Annotated in this window: 11 protein-coding genes; all 11 read right to left on the bottom strand. The window is 65.6% G+C overall.

The window, feature by feature from the left end; translation table 11 throughout:
* Positions 1 to 9 precede the first annotated feature (9 nt).
* From IVA82_RS18375 to IVA82_RS18325, 11 genes are read right to left on the bottom strand one after another with little or no spacing between them, the layout of a single operon-like run.
* Complete coding sequence (locus IVA82_RS18375; protein ID WP_247390227.1) at positions 10 to 858, bottom strand: MBL fold metallo-hydrolase; 849 nt, start codon at positions 856 to 858, stop codon at positions 10 to 12.
* A gap of 30 nt (positions 859 to 888) precedes the next feature.
* Entirely contained in the window at positions 889 to 1,773 is an 885-nt protein-coding gene (locus tag IVA82_RS18370) for an amidohydrolase family protein (RefSeq protein WP_247493439.1), read from the bottom strand.
* Positions 1,770 to 2,891 (bottom strand): VWA domain-containing protein, encoded by a 1,122-nt coding sequence (locus tag IVA82_RS18365; RefSeq protein WP_247390223.1) that lies wholly within the window; start codon positions 2,889 to 2,891, stop codon positions 1,770 to 1,772. Before IVA82_RS18365 ends, IVA82_RS18370 begins: the two co-directional genes overlap by 4 nt.
* Positions 2,888 to 3,769, bottom strand: a complete 882-nt coding sequence (locus IVA82_RS18360; protein ID WP_247390221.1) for a MoxR family ATPase — start codon at positions 3,767 to 3,769, stop codon at positions 2,888 to 2,890. Before IVA82_RS18360 ends, IVA82_RS18365 begins: the two co-directional genes overlap by 4 nt.
* Before the next feature lie 9 nt (positions 3,770 to 3,778).
* Entirely contained in the window at positions 3,779 to 4,801 is a 1,023-nt protein-coding gene (locus IVA82_RS18355; RefSeq protein WP_247390218.1) for a molybdopterin cofactor-binding domain-containing protein, read from the bottom strand.
* Positions 4,802 to 6,388 carry a molybdopterin cofactor-binding domain-containing protein gene (locus IVA82_RS18350; protein ID WP_247390217.1) on the bottom strand — a complete coding sequence of 529 codons (1,587 nt, stop codon included), beginning with the start codon at positions 6,386 to 6,388 and terminating at the stop codon, positions 4,802 to 4,804. It lies immediately after the preceding gene.
* Positions 6,389 to 6,399: 11 nt separating this feature from the next.
* Positions 6,400 to 6,876: a (2Fe-2S)-binding protein gene (locus IVA82_RS18345; RefSeq protein ID WP_247390214.1), complete on the bottom strand. Its 477-nt coding sequence runs from the start codon at positions 6,874 to 6,876 to the stop codon at positions 6,400 to 6,402.
* A gap of 28 nt (positions 6,877 to 6,904) precedes the next feature.
* On the bottom strand, positions 6,905 to 7,723 hold the full coding sequence (locus IVA82_RS18340) for an FAD binding domain-containing protein (protein WP_247390213.1): 819 nt from the start codon (positions 7,721 to 7,723) through the stop codon (positions 6,905 to 6,907).
* A 2-nt stretch (positions 7,724 to 7,725) separates the two neighbouring features.
* A complete protein-coding gene (locus IVA82_RS18335; protein ID WP_247390211.1) occupies positions 7,726 to 8,169 on the bottom strand; it encodes an SRPBCC family protein in 444 nt (147 codons plus the stop codon).
* 5 nt (positions 8,170 to 8,174) lie between these two features.
* Positions 8,175 to 8,612, bottom strand: coding sequence for an SRPBCC family protein (locus IVA82_RS18330; protein WP_247390209.1), 438 nt, complete (start codon positions 8,610 to 8,612; stop codon positions 8,175 to 8,177).
* 11 nt (positions 8,613 to 8,623) lie between these two features.
* A complete protein-coding gene (locus IVA82_RS18325; RefSeq protein ID WP_247390207.1) occupies positions 8,624 to 11,533 on the bottom strand; it encodes a flotillin family protein in 2,910 nt (969 codons plus the stop codon).
* Between the last annotated feature and the right edge of the window lies 1 nt (position 11,534).

The raw sequence follows: 11,534 nt of genomic DNA, 5'->3' as shown, positions 1-11,534 counted from the left end.
TGGCTGACCTCAGGCCGGGAACCAGTTGCGCTCGGGCAGTGACTGCACGATCGGTCCGGGGACCTGGTCGTGCAATCGTCCGATGACGTTACCGCCTTCGATCTTGGCCGGACGGTCGTGCACCGGCAGTAAATAGCGCGAGTTGCTGAGCAGCTTCTTGATCGCGGCCTTCTCCGCTCGTTTGGTGGTACCGTGGTTGCCGGTGGTGCGCGGCTCCCAATCGTGAATCTCATTGAAGGGCGTGACGATCTGGTCGTTGATGTCGTAGATCACGTCGCCGCAAATGGTAGCGATGCCGTCCGCGGTTTCGACGATGATGTTCATCGAGCCTTCGGTATGCGCATTGGCGGCATCGCAGTACACGCCAGGCATCAGCTCAATCGGGCCGGTGATCTCGAGGTCCAGGAAACGCAGCGCGCTCTTGGTGTGCAGACGGTCGATCAAATGCTTGATGTCGGGTGCCGGGTATTGCGGGTGCATCAGGCCGGAGACGGAATATTCGAGCTCCTTGCGGTTGAGGACGACGGTGGTGTTCATCGGGAACAGATCGTCCTTGCCGGCATGGTCGATGTGCAGATGGGTGTGGCAGACGAAGCGGACGTCGCCCATGCGCACGCCGTGACGGGCGAGTTGGTTCTCGATCATGTGCTCATGGTACTGAAGCCCGCGCATGCCCAGCGTCTCCATGATCTGGTTGGAGCGATAGCCGGTGTCGACCACGACCGGATATTTGCCGCCAAGAATCAGAAAGCCGAGGGTGAGGACGCGGCGGGTGCGGCCGCAATCACGGCCGAGAACCAGAAAACTCGATTCCAGCTCGATATCGCCGTAGTCCAGGATCTTGATCTCCAGCGCCATTCCTTTCGCTCCCTGTTCTGTTCTTGTCTGTCAAAGCCGATAGACGCGTGTCGCCGTCGTCCTGAAGATCGCGTCCTGCTGCTGGGTGGTCAGCGGCGCGGCAGCCGCACGAAACGCGTCGATGAGGTCGCGATAGCTGGTCCATAATTTCTCGATCGGGAAATTGGAGCCGAACAGGCAGCGCTCGGCGCCGAAGGTCGCGACGGCGTCGGTCAGAACGGCCGCGATATGTGCCGCATCGTTGCGATGGATAAAGGTGCCGAGCCCGGAGAGTTTGGAGACCACGTTCGGGCACGCCGCAAGCCGGGCCATCCCCGCGCGCCAGGCGGCGCGGCCGGCTGGTGAGAGATCCTCCAGCATGCCGGCATGCTGGAGGACGAATGTCACCGCGGGACACGCCTCGGCCAACTGTGCGGCATCCGGCATCTGCGGCGTGAACACCTGCAGATCGAAACTCCAGCCATAGTCGGCAAGGCGCGCGACGTTGCGACGAACCATAGGATCGATGCAGAGGTCAGGCCGGGCGGCAAAGCGGTAGAGCGGATTTTCGTGCCAGTGCAGCTGCATGCGCACGCCGCGCACCAGCGGATAGCGCTTCAGACGATCAAGCTGCGGGCGCACGTCGTCGACCGCGAAATTGGCGTACGCGATGATCGCGTGAGGCCAGCCGTGTTCCTCGGCCGTCCGCTGCACCCAGGCGGCTTCGTCCTCGAAACGGTCATTGGCCCAGTTGGTTTGGACGTAGACCGATCGGGTAACACCGGTGTCCCTGAGGTCGTCAAGATATTCCTGGATCGGATAGTCGCGCCGAATCGGCTCGTAGGGTCCGAAGATTCGAGGCTGCATCGGGCCGGTCAGCCAGGGCAAGTCGGCCTGCCGCCAGATATGATGATGGCCATCGACGATGTCGGTCACGCAACTCTCCTTCGTCCGAGTGACAGGACATGCGCGACGATCAACGCGCTTGTTCCGCCGTCCACGAGATCATCGACGAACCGCTCGATGGCAACGAGTGCCTCGGTCTGTGGGCGGAAGCCCGGCCCCGTCGCGAGCGGAGTCAGCCAGCTGACACGCCAGGCGCGCCGCGACAATTTTGCCACAGCATCGCGCAATGCATAGCAATCGCCGCGCTCCAGACCGTCCGAAACGACGACCACGGCCGCCCCACGTGCGTAGGCACCGAATCGCGGCACTGCGAGGAAGGCTTGCAATGCGTCGCCGATGCGGGTGCCGCCGTCCCAGTCGCTGACGAGGTGTGCGGCTGCGTTCAGCGCCTGCTCCCGCCGCTTCAGTCGCAGCGGGCGGGTGACGCGGGTGAGCCGCGTGCCGAAGGTGAAGATCTCGACGCCTGGCGCGGCCTGCACCAGCGCATGTGCAAGCTTCATGTTCTCCTCGGTGCGGCTCTTCATCGAGCCCGAGACATCGATCAGCAGCAGGATTTTTCGCGGGCGTTGCCTGCGCTTCAGATGCCCGAGCCGCAGGATCTCGCCGTCGCTGCGCACTGAGTCGCGCAAGGTACGGCGGAGGTCGGCAAACGGGCCACGACGGGCGCGCATGCGCCGGTGGCCGCGCCGCTTCGGCAGGCGCCTTGGGGCCTCGCGCGCGAGACGCCGGAGCGCATCGGTCGCGGAGGGCTGGGCGAAACGACGCCCGACCAGTGCCTCGGTTCGGCTCGCGGCCAAGCCTGACTCGTTGGCCTCGTCGGAGAGCAGGGGCTCCTCGTCGCCGCGGCCTTCCTCCTGGAGACGGACGGTCTCGTCGTCCTCGCCGTCGTCGGCATGCTCGATCGCCTCGCTGCCGCGGAAATGCAGATCGAACAGCCGGTCGAAGGTGGTGCGACGCTCAGGTGGCGGGGCGAGGGTCGCCAGCGCCGACTGCCGGATGTCGTTGAGGTCGCGCGGGCCGAGCAGCTCGATCGCGGCGAGATAGGCGGTGGTCTGCTCCGGCGCGATTGCAAAGGCGTTGGCGCGCAGCAGCGCGACGAACGAGACGAAGATACGGGCGGCGCGCGGGAGCTCTGATTCGGTGCTCATGCGGCCGCCTCCGCGAGCATTGCGTCGAGCCGCGGCGAGATGAAATGCAGATCCTCCTCGTCCTTGAGTGCCACGCCGATCGAGCGCTTGAACGCGTCCGGCCAGCGTGCGCCACCCTTGTGCAGCAGGGTCGCCGCCTCAGCCCAATCGACTGCTTCGGCGATGCCCGGCGCCTTGGTGAGCGGCTCGCGCCGCAATTTCCCGACGGCGGCGACGACGGCCCGCGCGGTCGCCTCGGCGACGCTCGAGGCCCGCAGCATCACGATGCGCGCCTCGCGCTCTTCCGTGGGATAGTCGATCCAGTGGTACACGCAGCGCCGGCGCAAGGCCTCGTGCAAGTCGCGCGTTCGGTTCGAGGTGAGCACCACAACCGGTCGCTCGGCGGCGCGCACCGTGCCGCGCTCGGGGATGGAGATCTGGAAGTCGGAGAGGAACTCGAGCAGGAAGGCCTCGAATTCCTGGTCGGAACGGTCGATCTCATCGATCAGTAGGACGGTGGAATCGGGCGCGCGCAGCGCGGCCAGCATCGGGCGCTCGATCAGAAACGTCTCGCCATAGATGTCGATGCTGTCGTCGCCGGCCTGGCGGATCGCAAGCATCTGACGGGGATAATTCCATTCGTAGAGTGCGGCGGAGGCGTCGATGCCCTCATAGCATTGCAGGCGGATCAATCGGCGACCGAGCACGGCGGCAATGGCCTTTGCGGCCTCGGTCTTGCCGACGCCGGGCGCGCCTTCGAGCAGCAGGGGCTTGCCGAGCGCCAGCCCAAGATAGGCTGCGGTCGCCAGCCCCTCGTCCGCGAGGTAATAGGCCGCCCGCAGCGCCTTCTCCAGCGCTTCCGGGCTATCGATGCCGACGATGTTGCTGCGGACCGCCATCGCAAATCCTTAGCGGCGTGGCTGCGGCCGCGCGCCGCCCTGGGCCTTGATTGCGCGCAGCACCTTTTCGGGTGTGATCGGCAAATCGTCGATCCGAACGCCGACAGCGTTGAAAACTGCATTGGCGACGGCCGGCAGCACCGGATTGGCGCACATCTCGCCTGGGCCCTTGGCGCCGAAGGGACCGTCGGGGGCGGGGCGCTCCAACACGGCGATGTCGTGCGGGCAGATGTCGCCGGGCCCCGGCATCAGATATTCGACGAAGTCGCGGGGACCGTGAACGGGGTCGGGATAGTATGGCTCCGGCGTCTCATACAGCGCGTGGCTGATGCCCATCCAGGCGCCGCCAACCAGCTGCTGCTCGACCAGACGCGGATTGAGCGCGCGACCGAGTTCATAGGCGGAGTCCATGCGCACCATCGCGACTTCACCGGTCTCGTCGTCGACGTCGACCTCGGCAACCAGGCAGGCATGGGCGTAGCAGGTCGCAGGCGACATCTCGCCGGTTTCAGGATCGACGTTCGACAGCGGCACCAGAAAGATGCCGCGCCCCGAAATGGTCTTGCCCTGCTTGAACTGTGCGGCAATGGCGACATCCTTGGTCGAAATCGAGCGATGCGGCGCGCCCTTGACGTGGATGTTGCCTCGCCCGTCGGTATCGAGATCGGAGGCGTTGACCTCGAGTTCCTCGGCGGCTGCCTCCATCATCACGCCACGCGCCTCGCGCGCAGCCGCCATCACGGCATTGCCGACGCGATGGGTGCCGCGCGAGGCGAACGAGCCCATGCAGTGCGGGCCGGTGTCAGAATCGGCGGTGTCGACGTAGACGTCCTCCACGGGCACGCCCAGCGTCTCCGCACAGATCTGCCGCGTCACCGACTTCATGCCCTGGCCGAGATCGATCGACGACAGTGCCACCGTGAATTTGCCGCTGGGGTTGGAGTGCACCAGCGCCTGGCTCGGGTCGCCGCCGAGATTCATGCCGATGGGATAGTTGATCGACGCCATGCCGCGTCCGCGATGCCGGGTCATCTAGCGCCTCCTGGTGCCGAAGACGGAGGAGAAGCGGGTCGCGCCATGCGAGGGCGCAGACGGCCGCGGTGGAGGTGGTGGCGGCGGTGGCGGCTCTCGCGGCGGTTCGCGGGAGGTGGCAGCTGGCGCGCGATCGTAGGTCGTGCGTTGCTGCGCGGGCGCGATGGGTCGCGCACGGCTATCGGCCGGCGTCGGCGGGATGATTGCGCGGCTGCCACCGCCGTCCTTGCGCGATGAGGCGCGCTTGAACTCGTCGCGGATCGGCCATTTTGCCTTTTCGGCGGCGACCTGGACGCACTCGATCAGCGCGGTGTTCTTGGCCTCGCGACGGTGCGCCTTCATGTCGCCATCGCGATAGGCGTTGAGGATACGAAATTCCATCGGGTCCATGCCAACGAGGTTCGCGAGCTTGTCCATCTGGCACTCGATCGCAAAATCCATCGCAGTGACGCCGAAGCCCCGCATCGCCGTTGCCGGCGTGCGGTTGGTGAAGACGCAGTAGACGTCGCCATAGACGTTCGGGATGGTGTAGGGGCCCGGCAGGTGCGCGGCGCATTTCACGGCGGCGTAGCTCGAGAGCCGCGTATACGCACCGCTGTCGAAATAGGCGCGGACCTTTCGCGCGACGACGCGGCCGTCACGCATTACGCCGTCCTTGATGTAGATGCGTTCGGCGCCGCGGGGCGGACCGTATTGCATTTCCTCCTCGCGGCCGAATACGTAGCGCACGGGCCGCCCGGTCAGCATCGCGCCGAGAATGGCGAGCGGCTCCGTCAGCGTATCCACCTTGCCGCCAAAACCGCCACCGACGGTGCCGCCGATAAAGTGGAAGGTGTTGGAGGGAACGTCCAGGATCTTGGCGCAGGTGTCGACCGAGAAGAACAGCGCCTGCGTTGAGGTGTAGACCACGTAGCGGCCATTGGTGTCGGGGGCCGCAATCGCGCCGTTGGTCTCGGTCGGCGCATGTTCGATCGGCGACATCTGGTAGCGCTGCTCCAGCACGTGATCAGCGCCTGCCAGCGCGGCATCGGCGTCGCCAAAGCGGAGCTTCTGGTGATCATAAGTCTCGTGATAGGTGAAGGTGTTCTTTGGATAGGTCTCATTGACCACGGGCGCGCCGGGCTTCAACGCATCCTCGACGTCGAACACGGCTGGCAGCGGCTCGTAATCGACCTTGACCTTGGCTATGGCCTCAAAGGCTTCGCGCTCGCTGTCGGCCACGATCGCGACGATCGGCTCGCCCTTGTAGCGGACCTTGTCGACCGCCAGCGACGGTTCGTCGTCCTGGCCGAAATTGATCAGGCTCAGAAGCGTGTTGAGGTTGCGCGGCACGTCGGCGCCGCGGATGATCCGGCGCACGCCGGACGAACGCTCGGCCTCCGTGATATCGATGCGGCGAATCCTGGCATGCGCCTGCGCCGAGCGGACCACCTTCAGGTGCAGCATGCCCTGGATCTTGTGGTCGTTGAAATAGCTCGACGTGCCCGTGACGTGGCCGAGCATATCCTGACGCTGCGTGCCCTTGCCGATCTCCTTTAAGTTATCGTCGCGCTCGTCGGCGAAAATGTCCTTGCGCAGTTCCAGCATGGTTTACATCCTTAGGCGCTGGCCCGGCCGCCCGCGGCGGCGAGGATGGCGTTGACAATTGGCTCGTAGCCGGTGCAGCGGCAGATGTTGCCGGAGATCGCCTCGACGACCTCCTCGCGGCTTGGAGAGGGGTTGCGGTCGAGCAACGCCTTCGCGGCCATCAGCATGCCCGGGGTGCAATAGCCGCATTGGGCGGCAAAGTTGTCGGCGAAGGCGCGCTGTAGCGGATGCAGGTTCGGGCCTTGCTTCATGCCGTCGAGCGTTTCGATCGAGCGGCCGGCTACGGTTTCGGCCAGTGTCAGACAGGAGAGGTGGAGCTCACCATCGATCAGCACGCTGCAGGTGCCGCAGCCGCCCTGGCCGCAGCCAAATTTGGGCGTCATGTCGCCGATCATCTCGCGCAGCGCGACCAGGAGATTGGTGCCGCCGTCGACGAAGATCGCGACAACGCGGCCATTGTGACGAAATTGCAGGGGTATCTTGGACATGACGGTCTATTCCCTGTCTATTCCCTGTTTATTCTTGGCCGGACAGCAGGCGACGTAGATGCACGCCGACGATCTCCCGGCGATACCAGGCGCTGCCGAGCGCGTTGTCGGACGGCGATGTTCCTTCAACCGCTGCTGAAGCCGCCGCGCTGATCGTCGCGGCATCCAGCGAGCGCCCTTCCAGCGCGCGCTCGGCGGCGCGAGCCCGGATTTGCGTCGGCGCCATCGAGCCGAGTGCGATGCGCGCGCCGGCGATGCGGCCGCTCGAGATCGGCAGATGCGCGGCGATCGTGATCACGGAGCCGCCCTTCGGCTTGATGCGGGCAATCTTGCGATAGCGGAACGCCTCATTGCTCGCCGGTCGCGTGCAGGAGACCGACAGCACCAGTGTGCCGGCCTGCCGCTCGCGCGATTGCAGAAACTCCTCGATCAGAATATCGCGGGCGCCAAAGCTGCCTTGCACCGCGACGGTCGCATCGAGCGCCAGCAGCGCGACAGTGAAATCGCCGTAGGGGTTTGGTGCAAAGAGATTGCCGCCCACCGTGCCCATGTTGCGCACTGCGGGGCCTCCGATCGAGCGCGCCGGGGCGTGTAGGAAGGCAAGGTCACGTTCGGCGAGGACGCGCGCAAAGGTCACGCCGGCGCCCAGCGTGATGCGAGGGCCGGATGCGTCGATCCGGGTCAGCGCCCGGTCGCTGGCGCGGACGACGGTCGAGATCGAGACGTCGCCCTCGTTCAGCGCGCGCATCACCAGCGTGCCGCCGCCGAAATAGCGCGCGCTCCGGTCCGAAGAGAGGGCACCGGCCGCTTCGCCGACGCTGGCAAAAGTTTTGACGGTCACGGCCATGACTATGCAGCCTCCTTCAGATGTCGGCGGATCGCCTCGAACCCGGCCTGGTAGATATCTTCCGCGACCATGTGGATGATGCGGTCCCGATCCTGGGGCTTCGTGGTGAAACGCGACTCCCAGTGCCAGAAGGTACGGTCGCCGTCGGTGACTGGCAGCAAGCGGACATGGGCGACGTAGTTGAACATTGGGATCGGGGTATCGAGCAGGCAATAGCTGAAGCTCTGCTCGAGGTCGGACAGCGCCAGCAATTGTTCGCGAAGTTCGGCGCCATCCTTCAGTTTGAATCGTCTGACACAGCCGATCTTGTCGGAAGGTTGCGCGCGTTCGATCGAGGAGGTCGCAACCGCCGGATGCCAGCGATCATGGCCGTTGAAATCGCGCAGCACCGACCATGCCGCATCGGTCGGCGCGTCCAGGATGGTGCTTTTGACGATATGCGGCACAGTTGTCAGCCTCCGAACACGCGCTTGAGGGCATCAAAGCCGCCCTGGAACACTCCGCCGCCGATATTGCTCACCAGCTCCGTCTCGCGCTCCGGCGCGCAGTCGAACTCGGCGGTCCATTCCATAAAGGTCTGGTCGCCATCGGTGACCGGCGTGAGCCGCAGCGTTGCGACGTAGTTCTCCACGCCCATCGGGGATTCCAGGATCGAGTAGGTGCAGAACATGTCGTAATCGGAGAGGCCGAGGAGCTTTTCGCGAATGCGGTCGCCGTTGCGCAGGCGAAAATCCCGCACACAGCCGATCTTGTCGGAGGGCTCGCCGCCCTCGATTCGGCTCTCGGCGATTGCCGGATGCCAGTTCGGCAGGCCGTTGAAGTCGCGCACCCGCGCCCAGACGCGGTCGTTGCGCGCATTGACGACGGTGGAGACGTAGACGCGGGGCATAGTCCTAAACCTCAGCTCTTCTTTCGCGGACCGCGCTCGGCCGGCGGTTCGCCGCCCTCCGCGGGCGGCGTGGGCGAGGCGGCGGGCTTTTCGCCGCCGCCACTGCCGCTTTTGCGTGCGGACTCCTTGATGCCCTGCATGTCGCGGGCCTCGCGGATCAGGCCCGGCATTTTGGCGAGACTGCCGCCTTCGACGCCGATATCCGCCAGGAGGGAGTCGATCAGCGGCGCTTGCACGCGATAGCGCAGCGCCGAATCGATCACCTCGTCGGTGGCGCTGCGGCCGCCACTGCCGCCATGGCCGTTGCCGTTGAGGCCATCGACCTGGAGGATGCGGATGCCCTCGATCTTCTCCATCGGCTTGACGCTCTCGCGCACGATGCCCTCGATGCGGTCCAAGAGCTTACGGCGGAACAGCGAGTAGCGCGCCTGATCGGTCAGCACATTCTCGGCTTCATTGAGCAGTCGCTGCGCCTCTGCCTCTACGGCCGCGCGCACGCGCTCGGCCTCCGCCGCAATCCGCGTCTCCTCGGCCTGCTTCTCGGCAATGAGGATTTCCACGCCCTTGCGGCGCTTGGCGATCTCGTTCTCGCGCGCGGTGATGACGCGCTCGGTGGCTTCCGTGGCGCGCATCCGCGCCTCCTCGGCCGAGGCTTTGGCCGCGGATTCCTCCAGCGATTTGGTGTGGATCGCAATCGCCTTCTCCATCAGCACGGTCTCGACCTCCTTCTCGCGGTTGACCTCGAGCTTGCGCAGATCGCGCTCGCGGCCGATGCGGGCCTCGTCGAGGCCGCGGTCGGAGGAGATGCGGGCACGCTCGACCTCCTCGCGTGCGGCAATCTCGGCTTCCTGAAGCGACTGGACGCGAGCGACCTCGAGCTGCTCGATCGAGCGGCGGCGTTCGATCCGCGCCGCCTCTAGCGCCTGCTCACGCGAGACGTCGGTGGTTTCAACTTCCTTGCGGGCAACGATCTCGGCCTGCTTGACCTGACGATCGGCGTCGATGCGCTCGGAACGTTTGGTGGAGAGCGCGATGACGCGGTCCTCGTCTGCGATCTCGATCGCCTTCTTCTGCTCGATATTGAGGACTTCGCGCTTCTTGGAGGAGTTGATCCGCTCGGCCTCGAGCGCGAGGTCGACTCCGATACGCTGGCGCTCGATGGCGTCGCGCCGCTTCAGCTCGGCCGCCTCCAAGGCGCCGGTCCGCTCGATTTCGAGCGAACGCGTGTCGCGCTCGGCCTGGATGCGCTCGGCCGCGACCGCCTTCTCCTGGGAGATGCGGGCGGCCTCGATCGCTTCGCGCGACGCGATATCGGCTTCCTCGATAGCGCGGTTGCGCGCGATTTCGAGCGAGCGGACGCGCTCTTCCTGGGCGATACGCGAGGCTTCGGTGGTCTCCCGCGCGGCGATGCCAGCGACCTCCAGCATCTGGTTGCGTTCGATTTCCAGCTGCCGCGTATTCTGCTCGGCGGCGATGCGCTCGGCAGCGAGAGTACGCTCGCGGGCGATGCGGGCGGCCTCTACGGCACGTTGCGCCTCGATCTCGGCTTCCTGGATGGTGCGGACCTGCTGGATCTCGAGCGCACGCGTGCGCTCGTCGGAGGAGATGCGCTCGACATTGACGGTCATTGTTTGCGCGATGCGCGCCTTTTCGGTGGCCTCGCGGGCGGCGATCTCGGCTTCCTCGACGGCGCGTGTCCGCTCGATTTCGCGCCGCCGTGTCTCTTCCTCGTTGGCGATGCGGGCGTCTGTGATGGCGCGATCCTGCTGGATGCGGGCCTTCTCAATTGCCTCGCGGGCGGCAATCTCCGCTTCCTCGACAGTGCGCATCCGCTCGATCTCGCGCTGGCGCACCTCGCGCTCCGAGGCGATACGGCTGGTGTCGATCGAGCGCTGGTTTACGATCCGGGACGTCTCGATCTCCTCGCGCGCCAGCAGTTCTTTCTCTTCGATGATGCGGGTGCGCTCTATCTCCCGCTGGCGGGTCTCACGCTCAGAGGCGATGCGGGCTTCCGCGATCGCTTGGTCATTGGCGATGCGCGCCTTCTCGATGGTCTCGCGGGCGGAAATTTGCGCCTGCTCGGCCTCGGTCTCGCGCAGCGCCCGCTCGCGGGCGACTTCGGCGCGTTGCAAGGCGCGGCGCATCTCGATGTCGCGCTCCTGCTCGAGGCGCGCGGTCTCGCTTTCGCGCTCGATCTCGAGGGCTTGCCGCTCGGCCTCCAGGTTGCGGGAGCGGATCTTGATCATCGAATCCTGCTCGATGTCGTTGCGAAGCTTGCGCTTTGCCTCGATGTCCTCCATCAGCCGGGTCAGGCCTTCGGCGTCGAAGCGATTCGATGGGTTGAAGAATTCGAGATCGGTCTGGTCGAGGTCCGTGATCGCGACCGATTCCAGCTCGAGCCCGTTCTGGGCGAGGGCCTCCGCAGCGTTCGCCTTGAGGCGCGCGACATACTCGCCGCGCTGCTCGTGCATCTGCTCCAGGGTCATCTCCGAGGCGACCGAACGGATCGCGGAGATGAATTTGCCGGCGAGGAGCGCGTGAAGTTGCTCCGGCTCCATGGTGCGGCGGCCGAGCGTGGCGGCGGCGATGGACACCGCTTCGCGGGTCGCCTGGACGCGGACATAGAAATCGGCCTCGATATCGACGCGCATGCGGTCGCGGGTGATCACTGCGTCCTGTCTGGAGCGCACGACGCCCATCGGCAGCACGTTCATGTTGACGGGCGTGTAGTCGTGGATGAACGGCAGGACGAAGGCGCCGCCATTGATCACGACGCGTTCACCGAGGAAGCCGGTCCGGACGAAGGACGTCTCCTTGGACGAGCGGTGATAGAGCCAGTTCACGATGTACACGCCGACCACGATCACGACGATCGCGACGATGAGCCAGAGGATCAATTCACCGACCAGAACCCCGGACATG

This window comes from Bradyrhizobium sp. 142, from assembly GCF_023074015.1.
Lineage (GTDB): Bacteria > Pseudomonadota > Alphaproteobacteria > Rhizobiales > Xanthobacteraceae > Bradyrhizobium.
The sequence above is the reverse complement of the archived record's forward strand: the minus strand, read 5'-3'. Positions and strand labels throughout refer to the sequence as shown.

Bases quoted from the DNA above. Each gene is read 5' to 3' on its own strand.
- IVA82_RS18375 (WP_247390227.1), bottom strand. From the start codon at position 858: ATGGCGCTGGAGATCAAGATCCTGGACTACGGCGATATCGAGCTGGAA.
- IVA82_RS18365 (WP_247390223.1), bottom strand. From the start codon at position 2,891: ATGAGCACCGAATCAGAGCTCCCGCGCGCCGCCCGTATCTTCGTCTCG.
- IVA82_RS18360 (WP_247390221.1), bottom strand. From the start codon at position 3,769: ATGGCGGTCCGCAGCAACATCGTCGGCATCGATAGCCCGGAAGCGCTG.
- IVA82_RS18355 (WP_247390218.1), bottom strand. From the start codon at position 4,801: ATGACCCGGCATCGCGGACGCGGCATGGCGTCGATCAACTATCCCATC.
- IVA82_RS18350 (WP_247390217.1), bottom strand. From the start codon at position 6,388: ATGCTGGAACTGCGCAAGGACATTTTCGCCGACGAGCGCGACGATAAC.
- IVA82_RS18345 (WP_247390214.1), bottom strand. From the start codon at position 6,876: ATGTCCAAGATACCCCTGCAATTTCGTCACAATGGCCGCGTTGTCGCG.
- IVA82_RS18340 (WP_247390213.1), bottom strand. From the start codon at position 7,723: ATGGCCGTGACCGTCAAAACTTTTGCCAGCGTCGGCGAAGCGGCCGGT.
- IVA82_RS18330 (WP_247390209.1), bottom strand. From the start codon at position 8,612: ATGCCCCGCGTCTACGTCTCCACCGTCGTCAATGCGCGCAACGACCGC.
- IVA82_RS18325 (WP_247390207.1), bottom strand. From the start codon at position 11,533: ATGTCCGGGGTTCTGGTCGGTGAATTGATCCTCTGGCTCATCGTCGCG.